This is a genomic window from Prosthecobacter sp., assembly GCF_044236155.1.
GTDB lineage: Bacteria > Verrucomicrobiota > Verrucomicrobiia > Verrucomicrobiales > Verrucomicrobiaceae > Prosthecobacter.
In genome coordinates, this window is record NZ_JBIIHA010000017.1 from 81,596 (window position 1) to 107,731 (window position 26,136).

At 60.8% G+C, this 26,136-nt stretch carries 13 protein-coding genes and 1 tRNA gene; 9 read left to right on the forward strand and 5 right to left on the reverse strand.

Features of this window, described 5'->3' with window-relative positions; translation table 11 throughout:
- Positions 1-2,154: a PSD1 and planctomycete cytochrome C domain-containing protein gene (locus tag ACILSE_RS15210; RefSeq protein WP_395718266.1), complete on the reverse strand. Its 2,154-nt coding sequence runs from the start codon at positions 2,152-2,154 to the stop codon at positions 1-3.
- Between the two features lie 55 nt (positions 2,155-2,209).
- Here ACILSE_RS15210 and ACILSE_RS15215 point away from each other — a divergent pair, with 55 nt between their 5' ends.
- From ACILSE_RS15215 to ACILSE_RS15225, 3 genes are read left to right on the forward strand one after another with little or no spacing between them, the layout of a single operon-like run.
- Positions 2,210-3,043 (forward strand): helix-turn-helix domain-containing protein, encoded by an 834-nt coding sequence (locus tag ACILSE_RS15215; RefSeq protein ID WP_395718267.1) that lies wholly within the window; start codon positions 2,210-2,212, stop codon positions 3,041-3,043.
- Between the two features lie 22 nt (positions 3,044-3,065).
- The gene (locus ACILSE_RS15220) at positions 3,066-5,738 is read left to right on the forward strand and encodes a DUF1592 domain-containing protein (protein ID WP_395718268.1); all 2,673 of its coding nucleotides are present in this window, start codon (positions 3,066-3,068) and stop codon (positions 5,736-5,738) included.
- 40 nt (positions 5,739-5,778) lie between these two features.
- Positions 5,779-7,080: a DUF1552 domain-containing protein gene (locus ACILSE_RS15225; RefSeq protein WP_395718269.1), complete on the forward strand. Its 1,302-nt coding sequence runs from the start codon at positions 5,779-5,781 to the stop codon at positions 7,078-7,080.
- A gap of 15 nt (positions 7,081-7,095) precedes the next feature.
- Here ACILSE_RS15225 and ACILSE_RS15230 read toward each other — a convergent pair whose 3' ends face one another.
- The 3 genes from ACILSE_RS15230 to ACILSE_RS15240 all read right to left on the reverse strand — a co-directional run bounded on the left by ACILSE_RS15230 (position 7,096) and on the right by ACILSE_RS15240 (position 13,133).
- Positions 7,096-8,535, reverse strand: coding sequence for a DUF1501 domain-containing protein (locus ACILSE_RS15230; RefSeq protein WP_395718270.1), 1,440 nt, complete (start codon positions 8,533-8,535; stop codon positions 7,096-7,098).
- Between the two features lies 1 nt (position 8,536).
- On the reverse strand, positions 8,537-11,644 hold the full coding sequence (locus ACILSE_RS15235; RefSeq protein ID WP_395718271.1) for a PSD1 and planctomycete cytochrome C domain-containing protein: 3,108 nt from the start codon (positions 11,642-11,644) through the stop codon (positions 8,537-8,539).
- A gap of 73 nt (positions 11,645-11,717) precedes the next feature.
- Positions 11,718-13,133, reverse strand: a complete 1,416-nt coding sequence (locus ACILSE_RS15240) for a dihydrolipoyl dehydrogenase family protein (RefSeq protein ID WP_395718272.1) — start codon at positions 13,131-13,133, stop codon at positions 11,718-11,720.
- Positions 13,134-13,216: 83 nt separating this feature from the next.
- Between ACILSE_RS15240 and ACILSE_RS15245 the strand changes: the two genes are divergently transcribed.
- A complete protein-coding gene (locus ACILSE_RS15245; protein WP_395718273.1) occupies positions 13,217-14,515 on the forward strand; it encodes a Gfo/Idh/MocA family protein in 1,299 nt (432 codons plus the stop codon).
- Between the two features lie 16 nt (positions 14,516-14,531).
- Here ACILSE_RS15245 and ACILSE_RS15250 read toward each other — a convergent pair whose 3' ends face one another.
- The gene (locus ACILSE_RS15250) at positions 14,532-15,305 is read right to left on the reverse strand and encodes a TrmH family RNA methyltransferase (protein ID WP_395718274.1); all 774 of its coding nucleotides are present in this window, start codon (positions 15,303-15,305) and stop codon (positions 14,532-14,534) included.
- Positions 15,306-15,400: 95 nt separating this feature from the next.
- Between ACILSE_RS15250 and ACILSE_RS15255 the strand changes: the two genes are divergently transcribed.
- The 5 genes from ACILSE_RS15255 (at position 15,401) to ACILSE_RS15275 (ending at position 26,057) form a co-directional block, all read left to right on the forward strand.
- Positions 15,401-15,475: transfer RNA gene (locus ACILSE_RS15255), tRNA-Thr, on the forward strand.
- Between the two features lie 313 nt (positions 15,476-15,788).
- On the forward strand, positions 15,789-16,637 hold the full coding sequence (locus tag ACILSE_RS15260) for a FecR domain-containing protein (protein ID WP_395718275.1): 849 nt from the start codon (positions 15,789-15,791) through the stop codon (positions 16,635-16,637).
- Between the two features lie 99 nt (positions 16,638-16,736).
- The gene (locus ACILSE_RS15265) at positions 16,737-22,064 is read left to right on the forward strand and encodes a filamentous hemagglutinin N-terminal domain-containing protein (protein WP_395718276.1); all 5,328 of its coding nucleotides are present in this window, start codon (positions 16,737-16,739) and stop codon (positions 22,062-22,064) included.
- Between the two features lie 22 nt (positions 22,065-22,086).
- Complete coding sequence (locus ACILSE_RS15270) at positions 22,087-23,844, forward strand: ShlB/FhaC/HecB family hemolysin secretion/activation protein (RefSeq protein ID WP_395718277.1); 1,758 nt, start codon at positions 22,087-22,089, stop codon at positions 23,842-23,844.
- A 44-nt stretch (positions 23,845-23,888) separates the two neighbouring features.
- On the forward strand, positions 23,889-26,057 hold the full coding sequence (locus ACILSE_RS15275) for a CHASE2 domain-containing protein (protein ID WP_395718278.1): 2,169 nt from the start codon (positions 23,889-23,891) through the stop codon (positions 26,055-26,057).
- Positions 26,058-26,136 lie beyond the last annotated feature (79 nt).

A 26,136-nucleotide genomic window follows, 5' to 3' on the forward strand; every position in this document is an offset into this window, starting at 1 on the left:
TCAGTTCACGTAAACGAATTCATTCAGACTCATCACCACCTGGCAGTAATCCGCCAGCGAGGCCCCGCTTTTGAGGAAATCGAGTCCCGTGGCCAGTTCGGCGGCTTTCGGCTCGCGGTGGAAGCAAAGCCGATACGTCATCGCGATCTGCTTCGCGACATCGCCAGCACCTGAAACGCGTTTTGCGAGTCCCTCGGCCCATTGGCGGGCCTGCGGGCTGTTCATCAAGATGAGCGCCTGCGGAGCGACCGTCGTCGTGGGGCGTGCACCTTGGCTCACGAGCGGTTCTGGCTGGTCAAAGGCCACCATGCTGCCGATGAGCTGGCTGCGTTTGATATTGAAGTAGATGCTGCGGCGACGGCTGTTCTCATCGCGAGTGCCGGGGCCAAACATCGTCTTGTCCAGCACGCCGCTCACGGCCAGCATCGAGTCGCGGATGGCCTCGCCTTCGAGGCGATACGGCACGAAGCGCATGAAAAGCCCGTTCGCCGGATCAGCGGCCTCCTTCTTCGCGCCGCGGGCACTGCTTTGCTGCCAGGCACGGCTCGTGAGGATGAGTTTGTGCATCGGTTTGAGCTTCCAGCCGTTCTCGATGAGCTTCGACGCCAGCCAGTCGAGCAGTTCCGGCTGCGTGCAGGCCGTGCCCGTCTTGCCAAAGTCATTCGGCGTCGGAACGAGGCCAGTGCCGAAATGATGCTGCCACAGCCGGTTCACGATCACACGAGCCAGCAACGCGCCCGCTCCGCCATCGACATCCGTGATCCAGTTCGAGAGCGAACGACGTTTGCCGCTCGATTTCGCGCCCGCAGGCGGCTGCCACTGCCAACGTTTGGCGTCGCCAGGCTTGCTCAGCACTTGCAGGAAGCCCTGCGTGGCCTCGCCGTCCTTCATGAGCGGGTTGCCGCGCTTCAGCACATACGTCTTGTCAAAAAACGGCCCGCCCTGCGTGTGCATGACGATGGGATCATAGCCCTCGGCGCAGATCATCATGCGCGTCGCGCCTTTGACCTCCGGCGTGTTCTTTTTGGCGTTCATCGTCGTCACCGCGGAGGTCACTTTGCCATCGGGATGCACGTCCACGTTCATGCGCGTGGTCGTCGTGAAGGTGCTGAGCATCGCGTAGTAGTCGCGAGTGGGCAGTGGGTCGAATTTGTGATCGTGGCAGCGGGCGCAGCTCAGCGTGAGGCCAAGCATCGCGCTCGCCGTCGTGCCCAGCATGTCGTCCATCGCGTCGTAGCGGGAACTTTCGACCTCGTTCGCGGTGATTTGCGAAGGAAACACGCCCGCACCAAGAAAACCCGTCGCCGCCAGCGCCAGCGGGTTCTGCGGCTCGTATTCATCCCCCGCGAGCTGCCACTTCACGAATTGGTCATACGGCATGTCCGAGTTCAGTGCCTTGATCACAAAGTCCCGGTAATGAAACGCAAACGGCCGGTCATAGTCCTGCTCAAAGCCCGTGCTCTCCGCATACCGCGCCACATCCAGCCAGTGGCGTGCCCATCGCTCGCCATACGCCGGGCTGCTCAGCAGCCCGTCAATCAAGTCACTCAGGTCAGCCGTGTCAGAAACTTCCGCAGGCGGCAGTCCGGTGAGATCCAGATGCAGCCTCCTCACCAGCACCGCCTCCTCCGCCTTGGGCGCAAAGGTCATCCCCTTCGCGTTCTTCAAAAGCAGCTCATCGATGCTCTTCGCCTGCATTTTCTTCAGCGGCTGAAACGCCCACCACTGCCGATCCTCGTCCGTCACCACGCTGCTGTCCTTCTTCGGCTTCTTGCCCGCGATCAGCGGCGCGGAATACGGCGCCCCATCATCAATCCACGCCGCGATCTTCGAAATGACCGCCTCCGGCAGCTTCGGACTGCTGTCCGGCATGTTCGGCTCCTTTTCGTGACGAATCAGCGCCATCAAAAGACTGCCCTTCGCATCAAACGGCACCACCACGCTGCCGTGCGAGCCACCGCGCAACAAATCCTCACGCGTCGCCATGTCGAAGTCGCTCTTCACTTTTTCGCCGCCGTGACATTTGAGGCAGTTTTGCTTCAAAAGCGCCGCCACCTCGCTGTCGAAGAGCTTGAGGCCGCGAGCCATGCGCTGGGCATGATCCGGCGGCAAGGCGAGCGCAGAGGTCGTGAGGAATAGAAACAGGAGTCGCATCACCGAAACATACGCTGGACGAACATGCCCTATTCTGCCGTAGTTGTGTCCGATCATGGCCGCCAAGCGCAAATACCTCAATTACACCACCCCGTGGGGCGTGGACCTCGCGCGAGTCGCCACGGCTGGCTGGACGCCGTTTTTGATCCATGAAAGCGGCTACCAGCCTGCTTTGGAGAATTGGAACCACCAGGGCGTCGATTCGCCCTTCTGGCGCTTCTACCACAATCCCAAGCCCGGCTGCCATCTCGTTTTCAAAGGCCGCCAAATCCCACTGGAGCCGAAAAACGCCGTCTTGATCCCTGCGGACACCGTTTTCGACTGCGTCGGCCCCGTGCGTGCCTGCCACTACTGGCTGCACTTCACCACCAACCGACCCGGTGTGTCCTTTCCTGCCGAGCCGATGCCTTTTCCGGTCGATGACACCATGCGCGGCCTTCTTTCGCAGCTCATCGAAACCCATCAAAGCTCCAACGATGGCCATCGCCTGCTCCATCTCGCCTCCGCGCTGCTGCATGTCGTCTTCGCAAAGCTCGACTCACCTGCGCAAAGCCTCCCCGAGCGACTTTCCGAGGTCCTTGCTCTCATTGCTCGTTCACCGCACACGAAGCTCACGAACCACTTCCTCGCCGAGCGAGCAGGCATGAGCGTGGAGCGCTTCATCCGCAGTTTCCGCGAGCACACCGGCCAAACACCCGCCGCCTACGTCCTCGCCACACGGCTCCGGCTTGCGGGCGAGGCTTTGGCCCTCACGGACAAAACCATCGATCAAATCGCCGTCGAAACGGGCTTCCCCAATCGCCACTACATGAGCCGCATGTTCGCCCGGCAAGTCGGCTGCGGCCCCGCCGAATACCGCGCCCGGCAACGCGAGAAGAAAGGCCGCTGATTCGTCCTCGTTCTCGATTCCGATGCGCTGCGTCCTTTCTGTCCTCTTCCTCCTTTCGGTCCCTGCCTTCGCGGAGATCCGCCCGCTGCTGCAAAAATACTGCCTGGACTGCCACAACGCCGACAAACAAAAAGGCGATGTCGATCTCACGCACTTCGGATCACCGCAGAAGGTGCTGAAGGAGTTCAAGCTGTGGCAGACGATGCTACAGCAGGTCGAGGAAGAGGAAATGCCACCGAAGAAACCGCTGCCGAGCCGCGAGGAGCGTCATCAAATCACGGCTTTCCTGCGCAAAGGCATCGACTCGGTCGATTGGAGCCAGCAGAAGGGCATAGAGCACGTCACGCTGCCGCGGCTGACGAAAACGGAATACAACAACACCCTTCGCGATCTCCTCGGCATCGACTTTGAGCCGGGCAAGCTGCTGCTCGATGATGGCCCCGGCCTCTCCGGCTTCACGAATGATCGCGATGCGCTCTTCATCTCGCCCGCGCTCGCTGAGCAGCTTTTCGACGCAGCCGATTACGCGCTGCAATGCATGCTCAATCTGCGCCAGAAGCCCTACGCGAAGCATTTCGAGGCCGAAAACATGCTCATGACTGAGCGCGGATCGAAGCCGGAGGATCTGCCGGGTGGTGGCGTCGGCTACTCGCTGGCTGGAGCAGGTCAGCGCACACTTTATGATGAGGTCATCGTGCCCGCGGATGGCTGGTATCGCTTCACCGTGAAGCACGTCGGCCGTGGTGGCGATGCAGGCATGCGTTTGCGCATCGACAACGAGCCACGAGCACGATTGAAGTGCCTCGACAACACGCCCAAGAAAGAAACGATCGAGCTGCTGCTGCGTGCAGGATCGCATCAGATGACCTGGAATATCGACAACACCGGCCTGCGTGCGCCGACGCCCGTTCCCGTGCGCAAAGCGAAGAAAGCAGCACCGAAGGGAGGCTACCGAGTCTTTGATCAAAAGAAGGCCGCGCCGCTGGTGAAGGATGCTGCCGCGAAAAACGCGCCGAAGCTGCCCGTGCCAGCGGATGCGTCGGATGAGGTCAAAAAACTCACCGATAACCTCAACCGGCATTTTCAAAACATGCAGATGCGCATCGAGTATCTGCGCGCGGTGACGCCCGAGGGCAATCCGAGCGACCTGCGCAGCTTCTACAACCTTCTTCCCGAACGCACGGAAGCCATGGTGGCGGTGAAGCATCTGCTCGCAAAGGCGATGAAGCTCCCTGTGGACGAGTTGGATCGCCAAATCGAAGCCGCAAACGTCGAGAAGCTCGCGAGCAATCGCCAAGTGGTCGGTGATTCGCTCGAAGTGCTCGATCTGCCTTTTGATCCCGCGTCACTCATCGGCAGCGCGGCGGCGCAAAAGGTCGCCAAGCCAATTCAGGTCGGTGCGCCGGGCGTGGACTGGATTTTGATCGAAGGCCCGATTTCGCCCGCAGGCTCGAAACCTCGCGAAATCTTCCAAAGCGATGCCAAAGCCGCTTTGAGTGCCTTTTTACCCAAAGCCTTCCGCAGACCGTTGCGAGCCGGAGAGCTCGAAAAGCACCTCTCTCTATCTGATAAGGCCCAAAAGCGCGGCGAATCGCCTGAACAAGCCCTCAAGCTCGCTTTTGCCGCCGCGTTGACCTCGCCGAGCTTTTTGTTCCGCGATGAACTCCGTGCCGGGAAGCTCGATGATCATCAACTGGCGAGCCGCTTGAGCTATTTCCTCTGGATGAGCCTGCCCGATGACGAACTGCGTGCACTCGCCGATGCCGGAAAGCTGCGCGAAGACGCCACGCTGCGTGCGCAGGTGAAGCGCATGCTCGCCGATCCGCGCTCACGGGCCTTCACGAGCACCTTTTTGGGCCAATGGCTCGGCTTTGCCGGACTCGGCACCGAGCATGTCCCAGATGCGCGGAAGTTCCGCGACTTCACGCCTGCACTCGCTGACGCGATGAAGCTGGAGCCCGTCCTCGTCCTTGAAAATCTCCTCCGCAACGGCGGCAGTCTCACGCGCCTGCTCGATGCCCGCGAAACCTTCGCGAATGACGCGCTCGCCGCGCTTTACGGCCTCGATCTGAGTGGCGATGCCATGCAGCCGGTGAAATTTACCGATGACAAGCGTGCCGGTCTGCTCGGCATGGCCGCCGTGCTCACCGCCTCATCTACACCGAACCGCACGAGCCCGGTGATCCGCGGCAAATGGGTCTTGGAGACACTGCTCGGCCGCAAACTCGCCGAACCACCCGCCGATGCCGGCCAGCTCGACGACAAAGCCGGGGATCGCGGCAAAACGCTACGCGAAGAACTCGCCGCGCATCGTCGCAACGAATCGTGTGCGAGCTGCCATGACAAGATCGACCCCATCGGCTTCGGATTGGAAAACTTCGACGCCATCGGCCGCTTCCGCGACAAAGAGGCCGGCAAACCCGTCGATGCCAGCGGCACCCTGCCCGGCGGCATCGAGATCAACGGCCCCGCCGAACTCCGAAGCGCCATCCAAAAGCACTACAGCGATGAATTCATCCGCAACGTCACTCAGCGTCTCACCGCGTTTGCCCTTGGGCGTGCCTTGAAGCCGCAAGACGAAGGCCTAATCCGTCAGTTGCTCGCCGATTTGAAAAAGAATAACCAGCGCGCGGATGTGCTCATCAAGTCCATCGTGCTCAGCGAGGCGTTTCGGACGCAGGGGAGCGCAAATTGACCTGCAAGCTGCCTTATCAAGACCTCGTTACCCCACCCGTATGTCACACCGTATTGAACGCCGCACTCTTCTTCGTGGAATCGGAGCCACGCTGGCTTTGCCATGGCTTGAAATCATGACGCCGAAGGCTCGCGCGGCTCAAAAACTGCCGCCAAGCCGTTTCGTGACCTTTTTCCAGCCAAACGGGGTGTTTCCGAAGGCTTGGGATGTGACGGGCAAGGGCCGGGATTTTGCGCTGTCGCCGATTTTGGAGCCGCTGGCGGAGTTTAAGAACGACATGGTCGTGCTGAGCGGGATCGACAGCGTGGGCAAAGGGCATGTGAAGCTCACGGGGGCGTTTTTGACCGGCACGGCCATCGAGAACGGCGTGAATGGCATTTCGGTGGATCAGGTGATCGCGCGGCAGATTGGCCAAGGCACACGTTTTGCGAGCATCGAGCTCGGCACCGAGCCGCCGCGTCAGGGGATGGCGGGGGACGATCCGATCGCGCTGGCGAACACGATTTCGTGGAGCAGTGCCACGCAGCGCATTTCGCCGGAGATCAGTCCGCGTGCGGCTTTTGATCGTCTTTTTCGCGATCCGTCGTCGCCGGAGGCTCGGCGGGCGGCGGAGAATCGCCGCAGCGTGGTGGATCTCGTTTTGGAGGATGCGAAGTCGCTGCAAAAGATCGCCAGCGGTCGCGATAAGGAGAAGATCGACGAGTATCTCGAAGGCGTGCGCGGTGTGGAGCAGCAAATCGAGCGCACGATGAATCCGCCTGCGCCCGAGTGGTCGCCGCTGACGCCGCCGGACCTGAAACGGCCGCCTGCGGGCATCCCGATGAGCAAGAACGAGCACATGAAGCTCATGCTCGACTTGATGGTGCTCGCTTTGCAGACCGACACGACGCGTGTGGCGACCTTCATGAGTGCGCACGGCTTCTCGCGGCAGAATTTCACCTTCCTTGATGGCGTGAAGAATGATCACCACGGCATGAGCCATCACAAGAACCAGGAGGCGCTGGTGGCCGAATACACCTCGGTGAGCCGCTGGTATGCGCAGCAGGTGCATTACCTCGTTTCGAAGATGAATGGCATCGACGAAGGAAACGGCTCACTGTTCGACAACAGCGTGGTGCTCTACGGCAGCGAGATGAAGGACGGCAACGGCCACATCAAAGAAGACCTGCCGCTGGTGTTGCTCGGCAAAGGCCAGGGCCGCGTGAAGACCGGTCAGCATGCCGTCTTCACCAAAGGCACGCCGTTGGCGAATCTGCACCTCACGCTCGCGCAGCAGTTCGGCGCGGAGATGACGAGCTTCAACAACGTGAGCACCGGCACGCTGGACGGGCTGTTTGTGTGAGATGCTGACACAGGGTCACGCCAGCACACCCTTGACCAGATTTCCGGCGATGCCGGTGAGGCGCATGTCGAGGCCTTGGAATTTGAAGTTCAGGCGTTCGTGATTGATGCCGAGCAGGTGCATGATCGTGGCATTGAGATCATGCACGTGGACGGGATCGCGGGTGATGTTGTAGCAGTAGTCGTCGGTCTCGCCGTAGGTGGTGCCTTTTTTTACTCCGGCACCGGCCATGAAGAGCGAGTAGCAGCGCGGATGATGATCGCGGCCGTAGTTCGTCGCTGTGAGTCCACCTTGGGAGTAGATCGTGCGGCCAAACTCACCGCCCCAGACGATGAGCGTGTCATCGAGCAGGCCCCGTTGCTTCAAGTCTTTGATGAGGGCTGCCGTGGGCTGGTCGGTGTCGCTGCACTGGCCGCGAATCGCATTAGGAAGGCCTCCGTGATGATCCCAGCCCATGTGGAAGAGCTGGATGCAGCGCACATCGCGCTCGGCGAGGCGGCGGGCCAGCAGGCAGTTCGCGGCGTAGGTGCCTGGCTTCGTCACATTGGGCCCGTAGCTGTCGAGCACGTGCTGTGGCTCTTTGGAGACGTCCACGAGATCAGGCACGCTCATCTGCATGCGGAAAGCCATCTCGTATTGCGAGATACGCGTGCTGGTTTCAGGGTCGCCGAAGGCTTCGAAGTCGCGTTGGTTGAGCGCGGCGAGTTCATCGAGCATGTCGCGGCGCATTGGGCGGCTGACACCGGCAGGATTGGAGAGGTAGAGCACGGGATCGCCCGAATTGCGGAAGCGCACGCCCTGATGCTGCGTGGGCAGGAATCCGCTGCCCCAAAGGCGATCGTAGAGCGGCTGATCGTCACGACGGCCGGTGCCGAAGGAGGTCATCACGACATAGGCCGGAAGATCCTGATTCATGCTGCCCAGGCCATAGCTGAGCCAGGCACCGATGCTCGGACGTCCGGCGAGCTGCGAGCCGGTCTGACAAAACGTGATCGCCGGATCGTGATTGATCGCCTCCGTGAACATGGAGCGGATCACGCAAAGCTCATCCGCCACACCGGCGATGTGCGGCATCAATTCACTCAACCAGATGCCACTTTTCCCATGCTGGGCGAATTTGAAGAGGCTGGGCGCCACTGGAAACGACTTCTGGCCTGAGGTCATCGTCGTGAGTCGCTGGCCCATGCGGATCGACGCGGGCAGATCCTCGCCGCGATGCTTATCCATCTGCGGCTTCGGGTCGAAGAGGTCCATCTGCGACGGCGCACCGGACTGGAAGAGATAAATGATGCGCTTGGCCTTTGGCGCAAAGTTCGGGAAAGCACGCGCTGGAGCAGCTGAGGCCTCTTGATGAAGCAAAGAGCCGAGTGCAGCAGCACCGATGGCGCTGGAGCTGTTTCTGAGAAAGACGCGGCGGTTGAGACGGTCTTGAATTTGAAGAGCTGGAGAGTTCATATCAGTCGCGGGTGACAACGCGGTCGAGGTTGAGCAAAACGGAGGCGGTGGTGGTGTAGGCGGCGAGTTCGGCGGGATTCAGCGAGGCGTCGGCTTTCGAGGCGCCTTGGGCGAGCAGGGCGGTTGCCTCCTCGGGCTTCGCCTTGAATTCAGCTAGACGTTTGGCGACGCCAGCGACGAGTGGCTTGAGCGCTGCGGCTTCGATATCGCGACCTGTGGCGCGCTTGAAGCCAAAGGCGATGCGTTGCTCTGGCGTGGTGCCGCCGTGCAGCATCATTTGCTGGGCGAGGCCACGAGCCGCTTCGACGAAGGTGACTTCATTGAGTAGCGAGAGCGCCTGGAGAGGTGTGTTCGTGCGGCTGCGCTTCACGGTGCAGATCTCACGCGTCGGTGCATCGAAGAGCAGCATCGTGGGTGGTGCGGCGGTGCGCTTCCAGATGGTGTAGAAGCTGCGGCGATACAGGCCTTCGCCGGTGTCGGCCTTGTAGCCGCGGAGATCGCCGTATTTGCTCGTTTCGTCCCACACGCCTTCCGGCATGTAGGGTTTGACCGAAGGTCCGCCGATCTTTGGCACCAGCAGGCCACCGATGGCGAGCGCCTGATCGCGCACGACTTCACCGGGCAGGCGGAAACGGGGTCCGCGGGCGAGCAGACGGTTCTCGGGATCTTTTTCGAGAAGAGCTGGCGAGATCTTCGATGACTGGCGATACGTGGCGCTCATGACGATGAGTTTTTGCAGCGCCTTCATGTCCCAGCCGCTGCGCACAAACTCTGTGGCCAGCCAGTCGAGCAACTCGGGATGCACGGGATACTCGGACTGCGTGCCGAGGTTCTCCGTGGACTTCGAGAGACCGTAGCCGAAGAACTTTTCCCATGCACGGTTCACCCAGACGCGGGCCGTGAGCGGATTGGAAGGATCGACGATCCACTTCGCGAGACCGAGTCGATTCGCTGGCGCGTCCTTTGGCATCGGCGGCAGCACGGCGGGCGTTGTCATGCTCACCTTGTCGCCGGGCTTGTCGTATTCGCCGCGTTTGAGCACGAAGGCATCACGCACGGGGCCTTCCTTCATGACCATGACGGAGGGAACGGTGCGCTCAAACTTCTCCAGTTCGGCCTTCGCAGCGGCAAGCGCGTAGTCCGCATCACGCAGCGGGCTGTCCACGCTGGCGCGGTAGTATTTTTCGAGTTCAGCGCGTTGCTTCGGCGTGCGGTTCTCGGTGGGCGTCTTCATGATGGCCAGGACGGCGGCAGGCGGCCCGCCGGTGCCATCGAGACTGGCCAGCGTGGGCTCTGAATCCGTCGCCGAAAGACGGAAGCGGCCGATGTTATGACCATTGAAGCCGCCCTGATGCACGAGGCGCACGGTGAGCGTGGCGTTGGCGGGAACGGAGATAGCTTTGTCCACGATGAACATGGCTTTGCGGTCCACCTTCTTTTTCGGGTCGTTGCCGTCGATGGCCCAGCCGTTCTTCGGATTCGCATCGAGCAAGAGCTTCACGTCATAGCCCTTCTGTGAGTAATCGGCCTCGGCGCGAGTGAAGGTGACCTTGGTCGGTTTTTTCAATGTGGGAGCCGTGATCTCGGCCTCGATGCCGGTGAGCACAAAGTTGCCGTTCGAGGCGCGGCCCAGGCTCTGCGCTGGAAGAGAGGGGTCTGTCAGCGCCTCCAGCAGGATGCCGCTGAAGGTGCCGGCGGCCAGCGGTGAAGTGACGGTGTAGGTGTCTGCGTCAGGATTGCGACCACCAGCGATCCAGGAGCCGTCGGGCAGCTTGCGCAACGATGCGCCTCCTTTGGATTTGGCCTCCGTGACCGGCAGTGGCTCCCACATCTGCTTCTTCGCCGCCTCGGGATTCTCCATGTCCGCTTCCCAGCTTGCCACGAGGTTGGGCAACTGGAGCTGCGTTTCGGTCACTTTCGATTGGGCGGCCTCGATCTTCTTTTTCAACTGGGCGAGCTGCTGCTCTTCTTCTTTGTCCGGCACTTCGATGACGGGCTCGGAGTTGCCGCCGCTGCGGTTCGACGCGCCCTGGATCGTGCCGCTTTCCGGCACGTTGTTGAAGAAGGCAAAGAGCGAGTAGAAGTCCTTCTGCGTGAAGGGATCGTATTTATGATCGTGGCAGCGGCAGCAGTTCAGCGTGAGGCCGAGCCAGGTGAAGCTCATCGTCTCCACGCGGTCGATGATGTTCTCGATGCGCCACTCCTCGGCGATGATCCCGCCCTCGCCATTGAGGCGATGGTTGCGGCTAAAACCGGTGGCCACGACTTGATCACGTGTGGCGTTTGGCAGCAGATCGCCGCCGATCTGCTCCAGCGTGAACTGGTCGAAGGGCTTGTTGTCATTGAAGGCCTTGATCACCCAGTCACGCCACGGCCACATGGCGCGGCTGCTGTCCGTCTGGAAACCGTGGCTGTCGGCGAAGCGGGCGAAATCGAGCCACTGCATGGCCATGCGCTCGCCGTAGTGCTCGGACTTCAGCAGGCGATCCACCACGGCCTCGTAGGCCTTCGGCGATGTGTCTTTTTCAAACGCGGCGATCTCCGCCAAGGTCGGCGGCAAGCCCGTCAGATCGAGTGTCACCCGGCGCAGCAGCGTGGCGCGATCAGCCTCGGGGGATTGGGCAAGGTCTTCTTTGATTAGGCGTCCGGCGATGAAGGCGTCGATGTCATTGTGGATGGTGAAGGCGGGATCTGTGATCTTCGGCGTGGGGGCGCGTTCAGGTTTCAAGAAGGCCCAGTGGCCCTGATACTCGGCACCTTCGCTGATCCAGCGCTTCAGGATGGCCTTTTCCTCGGTGGTGAGAGGCTTGCCGCTTTTTTCCGGCGGCATGACATCGTCGTCGTGGTTGTCGAGTTCGACGCGGGCGAGCAACTCGCTCTTCTCCGGGCTGCCGGGCACGAGGGCGATCTCGCCGGACTTGGCGGGCTTCATCGCCTCCTCGCGCACATCGAGTCTCAAGTCGCCTTTGCGATGGGACGCGTCGGTGCCGTGGCAATGAAAGCACTTTTCATTGAGGATGGGCCGGACGTCACGGTTGAACTTCAGCTTGGCAGGCTCCGCGGCGAAGAGGGCGGGGCAGGCCAGGAGGATAAAAAACGAGCGTTGCATGGTCGGAATCATCTTTCGTTTCAAACGTGCGCCCGACCATGCCTTTTTGCGGGTTTGTTGTGTCGTATCCTGTTCAGGCGGGCAGTTGATCCGCGATCTCCTCGGCGGGGTAGGTCCAGATCTCGCTCAAAGTCGGATGGTAGTGCGGGATGGTCATGAACTGCTGGACGGTGGCACGGAAATTCATGGCGATGACGACTTCGTGGATCAATTCGGTGGCCTCGGGGCCGACGACGCAGGCGCCGAGGATTTCGCCGGTTTCCGCGTGGGCGAGCATTTGCACGAAGCCGTCGGTTTCGCCCATGACCATGGACTTGCCGTGATCATTGAAGGGATAGCTGGCACTGAGGAAGGGGATGTCGTCACGTTTGAGTTTTTCGGAGGTGGCTCCGACCACGGCGACCTGCGGATGCGAGAAGACGCCGAAAAGCATGAGGCGGTAGTCGATGGTTTCATCGGCTTCCTTGCCACTGAGCAGCCTGGCCGCGTTGCGGGCGGCGATTTCTCCCTGCTGGATGGCGATATGCACGACATCGAGCGGGCTGCACACATCGCCAGCGGCGAAGATGTGCGGCTGGGAGGTCTGCATGCGGTCGTTGACTGTGATTTTGCCTATATGGGTGGAAACAGTGGCCGATTCCAGGCTTAGGCCGCGTGTCGCGGGCTGGCGGCCCATGGCGAGCAGGATTTCATCGACGACGATGGCGTGATTGTGGCCGTCTTGGGTGAACTCGATGCGCTTGCGGCCTTCGTGAGATGAGACGCTGCTCAAATGCGTGCCGAGATGCACCGCCATGCCACGTGTAGTGTAGGCTTTGGCAATGACATCGCTGCATTCACGGTCGAGGCCGGTGAGGAGTTGGGAGTTGCGCTGAATCAGCGTCACGCCGCAGCCCATGGCTTCGAGATAGTGCGCCATTTCGAGTGCGATGGCTCCACCGCCGAGCACGGCGATGGTTTTTGGCAGGGCTTCGGCGTCGAGGACGTCATCGCTGGTCCAGAAGCCGGTTTCGGCGAGTCCGGGCACATCTGGAACGAACACCTCCGAACCTGTGGCGATGCAGAAGCTGCGTGCGGTGACTTGGAATGAGGATGAGCCATCGCGTGGCAGGACTTCGAGCGTGTGCTTGTCGAGAAAGCGGGCGTGGCCGCGATACAGCGTGAACCGGCCGTCTTCGAGTTGTCCTTGACGATAACCAGCAAAGTCGGCGATGAGCGTGCGTTTGCGGTCGCGGATCGTGCGGATGTCCACGCCTTGTGAGGTAGCGTTGAGGCCAAATTCAGCGGCGTGGCGGATGTGAAGCTGGCGGTTGGCGGATTCGATCAGCGTTTTGCTCGGCATGCAACCACGCAGGATGCAAAGGCCGCCGAGTTCCTTCGCACCGTCGATGACGGCGACGCTCAAACCGGCGCTGTGTGCCGTGCGTGCCGCAGCATAGCCGCCACTGCCGCCGCCGATGACCACGAAATCAAAATTGGGTTCCTTCATGTGGAGAAATGGCCGGAGGGGATGTCTCGCGCAAGCTGAGGTGTTGCCAAAACGGGGCCGAGTTCGCTAGGCTGGATGAATTCATGAAATCCCGGCGCTCATTCATCTCGCAAGTTCTCGCCACCGGCATCACGCCTGTTTTTGTGCCCGCGCATGTGTTGCGGTCCCAAACAGCGCCATCGAACAAGATCACGCTTGGCGTCATCGGCGCTGGGGCGCAGGGCACGGGGGACATGCGGGCGTTTTTGAACCACGACGACGTGCGTGTGACGGCCGTTTGCGATGTGAACACGAAGAACATCGAGCGTTCTCGGGGGCTGATTCAGGAGCGCTACGGTAGCGCGGATGTGAAGACGTTCCGTGATTTTCGTGAACTGAACCGCGACAAGTCGATCGACGCGGTGCTGATGGCTCTGCCGGTGCATTGGCACAGCATTCCGGCCACGGATGCGATTTTGAACGGCAAGCACATCTATCACGAGAAGCCGATGGGAATGTCGATGTCGGAGTCGAAGCATGTGCGTGCCGCGGTGCGCAAAAAGGGCGTTGTGTTCCAGTTCGGCACGCAGCAGCGCAGCGACATGAAGTTTCGCTGGGCCTGCGAACTCGCGCGCAACGGGCGCCTGGGCAAGATCAAGGAGATCCAGGTCGGTGTGCCGGGCGGGAAGACCGGGCCAGACTTTCCTGAGCAATCTGTGCCGGAGCATGTGGACTGGGAGAGCTGGGTCGGGCCTGCGCCTATGACTTCGTTCAACATGGAGAAGCTCAGACGGGATAATCACGAGAACATCACGAACTTCTCGCTCGGCATGATCTCGTGCTGGGGCATTCATCACCTCGACATCGCACAGTGGGGCAATGGCACCGATGAAACGGGGCCCGTCAGGATCGAAGGCGAGGGGACTTATCCCGAGAAAGGCGGTTGTGACGCGGTGCTGGGCTGGAAGATGCGTTTTGAGTATGCTGGCGCGGCTCCCATCACGTTTGTGAACCAGGACAGCGCCGGCATCGGCCACGGCACACGTTTTATCGGTGAAAACGGCTGGGTGCATGTGCTGCGCGGAAAGATCAGCGCCAGTGACGAGGGCATCCTGCGCGATCCAGCGAACAGAGCGGGAACAATGCCGGTTAAGCTCATCGAGAGCCCCGAGCACACGCGCAATTTTGTGGACGCGATCAAAAACATGCAGCGGACGATCTGCGACATCGAGACCGCGGTGCGCTCCGACACGCTCTGCCAGCTCGCTGCGATGGTGCTGAAGGCCAAACGCAAGCTGGTCTGGGATCCGAATACTGAGTCATTTACCAATGACGAGGCTGCGAACGCCTTGATGAACGCGCGGCCGTTTCGGGGCGAGTGGAAACTGCCGGAGATCGTATGACAGTCCGGTGTTTGTTTCACATGCGGCGCTGCCTCAGTGCCTCAAACAGGATCGCGGCCCCGGCGGAGGCGACATTGAGGCTTTCCACCGGTTCATGAAGCGGAATGCGAACGCGGACATCGCAGGCGTTCATGATTTCAGCACTCGCGCCGCGGCCTTCGTTGCCGAGGATCAGCAGCGTGGGCTGGCGCCAGTCGTAATCGTAGTGATTTAGAACCGCTTCACCAGTTGCGACGACTGTTTTCAGGCCTCGGGACCGACACGTTTCGATGACACCTAGCCCGGAAACATCCGGCATGATGGGAAGGCGAAATGCCGAGCCCATGGAACTGCGCAGTGTTTTCGGCGCAAACGCATCCGCCGAACCGGCGAAGGAGAACAGGCCGTTCACACCCGCAGCCTCGGCTGTGCGGACGAGGGTTCCGAGATTGCCTGGGTCTTGGACACGATCAAGGCCTAGAACGAGTGGGGAACTGCCCTCAAACAGACTCTCAACGGATGGAAAGGGACGTTCAGCAATCACGATGATGCCCTGGGTGCTGGTAGTGTCACTCAGTGATCCAAGCACTGAGTCCGAGAGTTGAAGCACAGGGCAGGCGACGCGCTCCAGCAAACTTAGCTGCGTGGTGGACGGTGAGTGGCTGGTGAAGCAGGCGTGCAGGTTCAATCCTGAAGAGAGGCATTCCGCCACGAGGCGATCACCTTCGACGAAGATCAACTCACGCTCACGACCTTCGCGCACACGGCGGGCATGTTTGACGCGTTCATTGGAGGAACTGGTGATGAGCATGTCGAGGACTTTCCTTCGGATCCCTCCTTTGCCAACCTCTTGTAAATCCATTTGCCGAATCAAGTCGCTCGTTTAGTATCGCGGCCCTTCGCGATGCCAGCATAGCTCAGCGGTAGAGCAGCGGTTTTGTAAACCGCTGGTCGTCGGTTCGATTCCGACTGCTGGCTCCATTAATTTTAATGAGCAAAGTTTGGGGAGCGATGATGAACGAGGTGATGGGATGAATTGAATGTATCGAGTCATCGAAAATGCCCTTTGGCATGGTAATTTTAATATATTCTTACAATTATTGAGGCGTGTCGGGAGAATATCCGAATATCTTCATTGTGATTAGGTAACAAATCATGCAATGATATGAGCGAATTGACTCAGAGTCCGATGAAGTCTTTCTGTCGCGCCCTCCTACTTGTCTTTTGCGGACAAGTGATGTTGTTCGCGGCTGAGTCAGGCGGTGTGGTTTCTATCGCCGTAGGAACGGTGACGATGATACCTGCCAATGGTGGTGCTGAGCAGCCGCTGAAGGTCGGGGATGCGGTGCCTGTAGGCGCAACCGTGAAGACTGGCGCCTCCTCGCGGGCCGTTATCAAAACCACCAAACAGTCCGCCGTTCGCATCGCCGAGAATTCTCAGGCGGTGATGTTGGAATTGGTGGAGTCTGACGTAACTCCGAAAGTGCTGATCGATTTGAAGTCGGGCAGCCTCGGTGCGCTAATCCAGCCGCAGGCCCAAGGTGCCATGGATTTCAAAGTCAAGACACCCACAGGGATCGCGGCTGCTCGCGGGACGATGTATGCCGTCGCTGTGGAGGATGGAAAAGGCTATGTCAAAGTCGAGCATGGCAAGGTGGATGTGATTCCGCTCAATGTGCAGAAGCAGGTGCCGCAAACGGGCAAGGTGACAGCCGTGGCTGGCACGGTGAACGAGACGCCGCTCGGCGCAGCTGTCCGTCCTTTGAAGGAAGGCGACATCGTGAGCACGGGCAGCACGATCAAGACCGGGCCTGACTCAAAGGCAACGGTGACGATGACCACGACATCCGCCGTGCAGATCGGCCCGAACTCGGAGGTTTTGGTGTCTGAGATCGTCGAGTCGCCGGAAAATCCCAAGGTGCTGCTGGATCTAAAAAACGGCACGATAGGCGCGCTGGTGAATCCCGGTGGCACCGGCAAGATGGACTTCAAAATCAAAACTCCAAGCGGAGTCGCGGTGGCGAAAGGCGCGTTTTACTCGGTCGCCGTCGAGAACGGCAAAGGTTATGTGCAGACCAAGGAGGGCGAGGTGGTGGTGACGCCTCTCGACGCCTCCAATGGTGCCTCCACCAACAAGCCCTGACGAACGATCATATTCATGTCGTCTGGGCGTCCATGGTCATGGAAGAGCCACGCATTCTTTTTTCAGAAATGCGTCTCGATGTGCGTGCTCTTCGCGCGAATGACGTGCTTCGCCAATCCGACAGGCGGTGTTGTCATCAATGGAGATGCAATCATACAAAACGGCATGCCAGGCCTCACGACGATCACGCAGAGCACAGATCGTGCGGTGATTGACTGGCAGTCGTTTTCGATCGGGGCTGGCGAACGCACCAATTTCATCGTTCCGAACGCCACCTCGGCTACGTTGAACCGCGTGCTGGGCGGTGATCCTTCGATCTTGAACGGATCGCTGACCTCAAATGGTCATCTCTTTCTGATCAACTCGAACGGCATTGTGTTCGGCAGCGGGGCGATGGTGGATGTGGCTGGCCTGACTGCCTCCACGCTGAACATCGGGAACGAAATGTTCATGTCCGGTGGTGACATGGTATTCGCCGGTCATTCGCAGGCCGGGATTAAAAATGCCGGCACGATTAAGGCGTCCTCGGGTGATGTTTTCCTCATCGGCTATCAAGTATCGAATTCAGGAACTATTCGCGCGCCAAATGGCACGGTGGGGCTGGCGGCGGGTTCCGAAGTGCTGATCCGTGCCGCGGGCGATGAACGCGTGGTAGTGCGCACTGCCACCGGCGCACAAAAAAAATACGGGGTGAGCAACAGCGGCGTGATCGAGGCCAATGTGGCGGAACTCAAAGCGCACGGCGGCAACGTCTATGCGATGGCGATTCGCAACACCGGCCGTGTGGCCGCGACCGGAGTGACCACGCAAGGGGGGCGCATCCTGCTCACAGCGGATGGAGGGAAAATTCAGAACTCCGGCTCGCTCGTCGCCCGTCGTCAATCAGGCAATGGAGGGCTGATCACCGTCAATGCGGGTAATAAGGGCAGTGTGGACATCAACGGACGTGTGGATGCTGATGGCCCCGATGGCGCTGGTGGCAAAATCATAATCTCAGGCGAAAAGATCGAGGTTCGTCGTGCCATCGCGGTCACTGCCGACGGAAAAAACGCAGGAGGTCAGATTGAGATCGGGTCCACCGCCTCGCCTGGTACGGAAGAGGCGGAAGCATCACAAACGTTGGTCGCAGGACTCATCAGCGCCAGCAGCAGCCAGGGTTTCGGCGGGGAGATTCGTCTTGGCGGAAACTTGCTCACCCTTCAATGTGGAGCGGAGATCAATGCGAATGGCTCTAGGGGCGGTGGACAAATTTTCGCCGGTGGTGGATGGCCGGAAGTGGGAAGCAGTGTGCTGGATTCGACTTGTGTCACAGTTGAGGATGGCGCTTTGCTCACCGCCAGCGCGCTTTGCAATGGAGATGGCGGCAAAATCGTGGTGTCCGCCAAATACGGCCTCGATTTCCAAGGTTTGTTGCAGGCGCTTGGAGGCTCGGATGCTGGCAACGGCGGGGCTGCGGAACTGCGAGCAGGCGGGGAATTGGGCATCACTCATATCAGCGGTCGTGTGGATTTGAGCGCGGCCGACGGACGGGCGGGCACCCTGCTCTTGTACTCCAATGAATGGGAAATCTCCAATCGTTGCCTCGGAGCGTCTGAGACGAATTCGTTGAGTGCCGAAGACATTGGAAACTTCCTCAATTCGGCCAACCTCACGATCCAATCCGCGCTGGGCAACGCCGGAGGTGGAGGCAACATCGTTCTGAGCGGGACGGTCACATGGTGTTCGGCGAATTCTCTCACCATCAACGCCGCTTGTGACTTTCTATTGATCGACCAGGCCGGGGATGCCGGGGTGATCGACGCACAGGGCGCGGGCGGGGTCACTATCAATGCCGGACGATTCGTTTCGCTGGAAACAGGAACGAGAATCGGAACGACTGGTGGCGACGTGCTCATCAATGCGAATCGGGAGGTGAATTCCTCCGGGGCGCAGGCGGGAATTACCTTGGGCGGAGACATCACAACAGCGGGTGGCAATGTCAGTCTGTCGGGAGTCGGAGTCAGAAGCACCGGAGGATCAGTGGACGCGGATGACGGCATGATCTTGGTCGATGGCAATGATGGCTTCATCAATCTGGCGGGAGCATTGAGGACGACGAACACATCGGCCACGGCGGTGCGCGTCATTGACGCGTCATCGGTGACCTTGGGTGATGTCACCTCCGCAGGCACCGTCGTGTTGGGTGGTGCCAATGGCGACAATGTAAGCGGAACGGTGGCACAGACAGGCATCATCAGCGCGGATACGCTCACAGGAAATACTGGCGGCGCGGTGTTTCTTGACGGCAAGAACCTGGTGGCAAACCTGGGGCCGTTCGTCACCACGGGAGCGTTCACATTCAATGATGCTGCGGGCGGCTTGAACGTGGCTGGCGGCGTGGAAACGCGTGGCGGAGCGGCGACGATTTCGACGGCAGGAGGCGCGCTGGCTTTGGGCGGCAACAATATCTCGACCAATGGCGGCAATGTCAGCCTCACAGGGACTGGGGTAACAAGTAACGGCGGCACGGTGAATGCGGGCGGCGGCACGATCTTGGTCGATGGCAATGACGGTGTGGTCGATCTCGCCGGGACTTTGACGACGACGAACGAAACAGCCACGGCGGTGCGAATCATTGACGCGACGACAACGAGGCTGGGAAACATCACGACGGGTGCCGCTGGCGTGGTGCTGCTGGGCGGGAATGGTGGCGACAACCTGAGCGGTGCGGTGACGCAAGCCGGGGCGATCAATGCCGGCACGGTCACTGGCAACGGCGGAAGCACGGTCACGCTGGATGGCAGCAACACGGTGGTGAATCTGGGTGAGTGGAAGAGCGCGGACGCTTTTGTCTTCAAGGATACAGGCGGCGGTCTGAATGTGACCGGCAACGTGGAGACGAATGGCGGAACGGTCTCGGTTTCGACGACAGGGGGACCGCTTGCACTGGGAAACAGCAGCATCACAACGAACGGCGGCGATGCGAGCCTCGCTGGAACAGGCGTGATGAGCACTGGCGGCGCGGTGAATGCGGGTGGCGGCAAGATCTTGGTCGATGGCAACGATGGCGAGGTGAATCTTGCGGGCGCTTTGACGACGACCAATGACACCAATGCGGCCGTGCGCGTCATTGACGCGACGACGGCAAAACTGGGCAACATCACGACCGGAGCCGGGGGCACCGTCGTCCTGGGTGGTGCCGGTGCCGACAACCTGAGCGGAGCGGTGACGCAGACGGGAGCCATCAAGACCGGCACGCTCACGGGGAACACCGGTAGCACCGTGATGCTTGATGGCAGCAACACGGTGGTCAATCTGGGGAAATGGAAGAGCGCCGACGCGTTCGTGTTCAAGGACACGAGCGGCGGCCTGAATGTGACCGGCAACGTGGAGACTCGTGGCGCGTCAATTTCAACGACCGGAGGAGCGCTGGCGCTAGGCGGGAACAATGTCACAACCAATGGTGGGAATGTGAGCCTCGCCGGAACCGGCGTGACGAGCACAGGCGGCACCGTGGATGCAGGCGGCGGCACGATCTTGGTCGATGGCAACGACGGCGCGGTAAGTCTCGCAGGCGCGCTGAAGACAACCAACCAAACTGCCGCGGCCGTGCGGGTCATTGACGCCAAGTCGGCGAGTTTGGGCGACATCACGACCGGGGCAGCAGGCGCGGTAGTGCTGGGCGAGGCCGGAGCGGATGGTTTGAGCGGAGCAGTGGCGCAGACGGGAGTCATCAAAGCAGCCGGCGTGATCCTGGCGGGAGATGGTGATTTCACGCTGACCGCGCCAGCCAACGCCATTGGCAACGTGGCCACGCAAGGTTCCGTTGGCTCTCTCTCGCTGGAGAACGGCGCAGCCCTGACGATCGGCCGTGTCGGCACCGCCGGTGGTGTGAGCGCGACAGGAGACATCCGCATCTCCAGTTCGAGCGGCATGGTGGTCCGTGAAAACATCACCTCGCAGGGCGGTGTGATCGCGTTGAGTGCTCCCGGCATCGAGGTGAACAGCGCGACGATTTCCAGCACCGGAACTGCCGCAGTGACACTCACGGCGGGGCAGTTTTTGCTGGCCAATCAACCCGTCGTCAATGGTGTGCTCGTCGGCACCGGCACTGCGGCCCAGATCAGCCTGAACGACTCCAGCCTCACGAAGGGTGAGAGCTACACCATCTCCGCGGACAAGATCATCGCCGGCGTCCGCTCTTACGCTTTCCAGAATGTGTCCGTGATTCGTCTCGATCTCGGCGCGGGTGATGATCGCAGCGATACGAACTTCTTCAGCTTCGACCAGTTTCTCAACGCGGGCCAGGGGGCCAACAAGCTCTTCGTGGGCGGCTTCCAGCCTGCGAACTCTCCTCTGACAAAGCCCGGATTCGGCACCATCACCTACAGCGGCTTCGCGGCGGGCACGACCATCCTCATCGACGGCACGCCCTTTGGCTCTCTGCTGCTGCAAAGTGTGCAGCCGCCTGCCGTGGGCGGCAGCAATGGATCACAGACGAATAATTTCAACGTGACCTCGATCGGCGGCGCGGCGGGACTTGCCGGGGCGCTTGGAGCGGCGGGCGGCAGTGGCGGACTCCTCGCGAATGTGACGAATACGATGGGCCAGAGTCTTGGCTTTAACACGGCTGGTGGTGGTGCGCCACCAAGCCTCAATGCGCAATCCCAGTTGAACGCCGCGACCTCCGCATCGGTGGAAAGCGAGCTGAACGCCGCACTCGGGGGAGACGGCAGGATGGGGGTGCGCTCCAGCACCGGGCTGGTGTTCGTGGATCCTCAGGGACCGCCGCCGAGCGTGGCCACTGTGGCGCGGCTGGATTCAGGCATGGGATTGGAGGCGTTGAGCGAGCTGTCATTCGGCGTGTTCGGCGTCAGCCAGGTGACGTTGAACAATCAGTTCGGAGCGCAGGCTCTGAACCTGGGCGGAGCACCACCTTCATCCAGCGTTCAGCAGAAAATGGCACTAATCGCGAGCCCGCAGTCCTTCAGCACGCTTTCAGCGAGCCTGGGCGGGGACGGTGTCGCCCGCGTCGAGAACCTCTCGGGCTTCATCGCTTTGGATTTGCAGGACAGGGAGGTCCCGGCCGACTTGCAGGCCCGTTTGAACGGCATCATCTCCATCGGTGCGCTTGGAGAACTCATGCTTGCTCTCGGAGGCACCGGGGAAGCAATCGTCACGGACTCGCTGGGACTCGTGAGCATGCACGCTTCTGGCACCGCTCCTGGAGCACAGGTGTCTTCCGCCATTCTTGCCATGCTTGCAGCACCGCGCATGAGCCAGATGTCTCTCGTGCTTGGCGGAACCGGCGCGGGTGTGATGAAGCCGGAGGATGGCATCCTGAGCACCGCCCTGAACGCGGAACTGCCCGGCCCCTTTGTGAAAGCACGCCTGGCTGACGCCACCAGCCCGCAAAGTGTGGAGGAACTCGATAATTTCACCCGCTGAACACGCTCACCGCTTTATGAAAATGCCATCAAGCCTTCACCTCATCGTGCTCGTCATCACCATGCAGGCGCTCGTGGTTTCCGGCATGGCCCAGTCATCCGCTGCATCAGGCGCGGGAAATTTGGTGGACCGAATCCGCCCGCAGGAGCGCCAGGTTCCGCAAACATCCGCATCCGAAGGCAAAACAGGATCTCCGGCCGCGAAACCTGGTGATGAGGGCGACCCGAAGCCTCTTGGCGTGAATTTGCATGGTTTGCAGTTGATCACGAAAAAGACCAAGCCGCTGCCGAAGGACATGCGCGGCACAGTGGTCGTCGATCCGGCGCTGCATCTGCCGAAAAACCTCACCACAGAACTGGAGGCCGAGTTTCTCGGCCAGCCGATCAGCATGCTGCTGCTGAATCGAATGGTGAAAAAGATCAACAAAGCCTACCAGGCCACCGATTTTCCGCTCGTGGACGCTTACCTGCCGGAGCAGGACATCACCAGCGGTCAGGTGCAGGTCATGGTGCGTGAGGCCGTGCTTGGCGAGGTGAGGGTGGAGGGTGCGAAGCGCTCTTCGCCAGAATACATGCGCGGCCAGGTGAGCGTGCCGCCCGGGGCGCGCATCGACACGCGCATGATCTCGCGCGATATCGCCTGGCTGAACGAAAACCCCATCCGCAACGTGAACGTCATCTACGAACGAAGCAAAACGGAGGGTGCCAGCGACGTGGTGTTGAAGACGAAGGAGGTCAAGCCAGTTCAGGTCTATGCAGGTTATGCAAATTCAGGCCTGGCCGCCACCGGGCTGAACGAGGTCACCGGCGGCCTCAATTGGTATCAGGTCCTCGGCACGGAGCAGTCCCTCAGCTATCAGTTCTCCGGCAATCAGGAACTCGACCGGCTCAAGGCGCATGCCCTCGTGTGGAGCGTGCCGTTTCCCTGGCGGCATCGTCTCCAGTTCATCGGCGTGATGGCGGATAACGCGGTGCAGTCCGCCGCCACCGGCTTCCCGCTCGACATCACGGGCAAAAGCCGGCAGTTTTCCGCCGCTTACACGATTCCGCTGGCCAGCGCGTGGAGCCGGGTGAAGCACAAGGCCGTCCTCGCCGCCGACTACAAGAGCACCACGTCGGACATCCTCTTCGGCGGCCAGTCGCTGGCCACCAGCGACGCGGAGGTCATGCAGTTCCGCCTCGGTTACGACCTCACGGTCATGGACAAGGTGGGCTACACGCGCCTCAGCCTCGCCGCCGTCCACAGTCCCGGCAATCTCCTCTCCCGGAACAACTACGCGGCCTTTGACCAGCTCCGCGCGAAATCACAGGCCGACTACTGGTATGGTGTGGCGGAGCTGGAGCGTCTGATTCGCCTGCCGCGCGGTTTTTCTATCGCTGCGCATGTCATCGGGCAGTACACCCGGAACCGCCTGCTGCCGACCGAGCAGATGCTCGCCGGCGGCTACCGCACTGTGCGCGGTTATGCGGAGAGCTCTGCCCGTGGCGACTCCGGGCTGCGCGGCACCATTGAGCTGAACCTCCCTCCGTTTCATCTTTTCGGCGGGGAGAAGGACACGCTGCAGAGCTTTCTTTTTTGCGACGGCGCTTACTTGAAGAGCACGGATGACTTCGCCTCCGAGCCGGATCAGAATCTGCAAAGTGCCGGCGTCGGCCTGAGGTACACCGTCTCGGATCTCCTCGACCTGCGTCTCGCTTATGGCTGGCCTCTCCGTCACTCGGACGTCACCAATGTGCCGCAAAATGGCCGGCTTCACTTCGGCATGATCGTGAAATACTGAGCGGGCCACCTGCATCAGGCACTTTCCATACCTCACGTTCCGCCATGAAAAAAAAGAAGCTCGGCAGTCTGGGATTTGTCCTGAAACTGCTGCCCGTCGCGCTGCTGCTCTCTCTGGCGCTCGACCACACGCGGTTGGGGGAGGAACTGGAGAACCTCACGCTCGACTGGCGCTTCCAGGCACGTGCCGCCTACGACCCGCCGGCGCATCCGCAGGTGCTCATGGTGGCCATTGACGAGGACGCGCTGGCAAAGTTCGGCCGCTGGCCATGGCCGCGTGAAGTGCATGCCGCCCTGATGGCGGGGCTGTCCACGCGTCCGCCCGCCGCCGTGGCCTTCGACCTGCTTTTCACCGAACCCAGCGCCGATCCGGCCATGGATCAAAAGTTTGGCGATGGTCTCGTGCTGCTCAGTTCCTCCATCACCGCCGCCGCCGCGGAGAATCTGGAGCACACGCAAAAATTCACAGCCGAATACGCCGGCAACACCAAGGCCATTGCTCATTTCACAGGCGATGTCTCCCGTCTCGTCGGCAACGACACCGGTCTGCTGCCCGTGCGGATTCTTGCCGAGAGCTCGCACACCGGCTTTGTGAACTCGCCGCCAGGAACTGATGGCGTGCGCAGGCGATTGCCGCTCGTCGTGCGTTGCGGCACGCGGGTTTTCCCCAGCCTCGTCCTCCAGGCCCTGCTGCAAAGCAAAGGACTCGACACCGATGCTGTGGAGGTTGTGCTTGGACAACACATTCGTGTCAAGGGCACGCAAAAGACCTGGGACATCCCCATCGACGACCAAGGGCGCATGATCGTGAACTACCGCCGTCCGGATAGTTTCACCGTCTTTCCATATGCCGCGCTCATGGCGAAGCTCGGCGAGCATCAGGGCAGGGAATGGCCGAAGGATTACCCGCCTGTCGAAGGCCAGGTGCTTTTCATCGGCCAGACCGCCGCAGGTCTGTCCGACCTCGGACCCACGCCTTACGATCCGCTCACGCCGCTCGTGCTCATCCATGCCAATGCCCTCAGCGGCATCCTGCGCGGGGACTACATCACGCGGCCGGACGCGCTTGTCGTCATCGCCGCGTGGACGGTCATCGCGCTCGTCACCATGCTGCTGCTGCGCTACGGCTCCATCACGGTCTCCATCCTCGTGCCCGCGCTGATGATCGCCGCCTACGTCGGCGCGGCGTTTTACTTTTTCCAGGCCCACAGCCTGCATCTCCCGCTCGCATGGCCCGTGCTCGGCTTCGCCCTGGTGGAAGGCGGCGCGCTGCTGCACCGTCTCGTGCTCGAACTGCGCGCCAAAAGCCGCATCAAGGGCATGTTTGGCACTTATCTGGCCCCGCAGGTGGTGGAGCAGATGATCGCCTCCGGCGAGGAGCCGAAGCTCGGCGGCCAGCAGTCCGAGATCACCGCCTTTTTCAGTGACATCGCCGGATTCTCCTCCTTCTCCGAAAAACTCACCGCCGAGCGTCTCGTCCACCTGATGAACGATTACCTCACCGAGATGACGGACATCCTGCACGACAATGGTGGCACGCTCGACAAGTTCATCGGTGACGCCATCGTCGGCATGTTCGGCGCGCCGCTATATTTCCAAGGCCACGCTTACCACGCCTGCCGCGCCGCCTTGCTCATCCAGAAACGTCAGATCGAACTGCGTGAGAAATGGCGCAAAGAAGGCGGCTGGCCGGACATCGTCTTCGAAATGCAGACGCGAATCGGCCTTAACTCCGGCCAGGCCATCATCGGCAACATGGGCTCCCGCCGCCGCTTCAACTACACCATGATGGGCGACACTGTGAACCTCGCCGCCCGCAGCGAGAGCGGCGCGAAGAGCTACGGCGTCTATACCATGCTCACCGGCGAGACGAAGACGCTCGCCCAGGCGTTCAAGGACGACATCACCTTCCGTTTCCTCGACCGCATCGTCGTCAAAGGCCGCAGCACCCCCGTCGAAATGTACGAACTCGTCGGTTTCGATGCCGAGATCACTCCCGAAACCCAGGAATGCCTTTCCCTGCACAAACGCGGCATGGAGCGCTACCTCGCCCAGGACTGGGCGGCTGCCAAAGCCCTCTTCCAGCGCGCCGCCGTCCGCGAGATCCATCAGGATTCCAACCCCTCCCTCGTCATGCTCAAACGCTGCGACGAACTCAATGCCAACCCTCCTCCTGCCGACTGGGACGGTGTTTATGTCATGAAGACAAAGTGAGTTCAGTGATTCGTCTTATACCAAAAAACTTACTTTGTGGACTCTTGGGTTTGGCATAAATATCAGCGAAAGAAGACCG

Excerpts from the sequence above, each read along its gene's own strand:
- ACILSE_RS15265 (WP_395718276.1), top strand. The coding sequence starts at position 16,737 with ATGACGTGCTTCGCCAATCCGACAGGCGGTGTTGTCATCAATGGAGAT.
- ACILSE_RS15245 (WP_395718273.1), top strand. The coding sequence starts at position 13,217 with ATGAAATCCCGGCGCTCATTCATCTCGCAAGTTCTCGCCACCGGCATC.
- ACILSE_RS15215 (WP_395718267.1), top strand. The coding sequence starts at position 2,210 with ATGGCCGCCAAGCGCAAATACCTCAATTACACCACCCCGTGGGGCGTG.
- ACILSE_RS15235 (WP_395718271.1), bottom strand. The coding sequence starts at position 11,644 with ATGCAACGCTCGTTTTTTATCCTCCTGGCCTGCCCCGCCCTCTTCGCC.
- ACILSE_RS15240 (WP_395718272.1), bottom strand. The coding sequence starts at position 13,133 with ATGAAGGAACCCAATTTTGATTTCGTGGTCATCGGCGGCGGCAGTGGC.
- ACILSE_RS15220 (WP_395718268.1), top strand. The coding sequence starts at position 3,066 with ATGCGCTGCGTCCTTTCTGTCCTCTTCCTCCTTTCGGTCCCTGCCTTC.
- ACILSE_RS15210 (WP_395718266.1), bottom strand. The coding sequence starts at position 2,154 with ATGCGACTCCTGTTTCTATTCCTCACGACCTCTGCGCTCGCCTTGCCG.
- ACILSE_RS15270 (WP_395718277.1), top strand. The coding sequence starts at position 22,087 with ATGCCATCAAGCCTTCACCTCATCGTGCTCGTCATCACCATGCAGGCG.
- ACILSE_RS15230 (WP_395718270.1), bottom strand. The coding sequence starts at position 8,535 with ATGAACTCTCCAGCTCTTCAAATTCAAGACCGTCTCAACCGCCGCGTC.
- ACILSE_RS15260 (WP_395718275.1), top strand. The coding sequence starts at position 15,789 with ATGATACCTGCCAATGGTGGTGCTGAGCAGCCGCTGAAGGTCGGGGAT.
- ACILSE_RS15275 (WP_395718278.1), top strand. The coding sequence starts at position 23,889 with ATGAAAAAAAAGAAGCTCGGCAGTCTGGGATTTGTCCTGAAACTGCTG.
- ACILSE_RS15250 (WP_395718274.1), bottom strand. The coding sequence starts at position 15,305 with ATGCTCATCACCAGTTCCTCCAATGAACGCGTCAAACATGCCCGCCGT.
- ACILSE_RS15225 (WP_395718269.1), top strand. The coding sequence starts at position 5,779 with ATGTCACACCGTATTGAACGCCGCACTCTTCTTCGTGGAATCGGAGCC.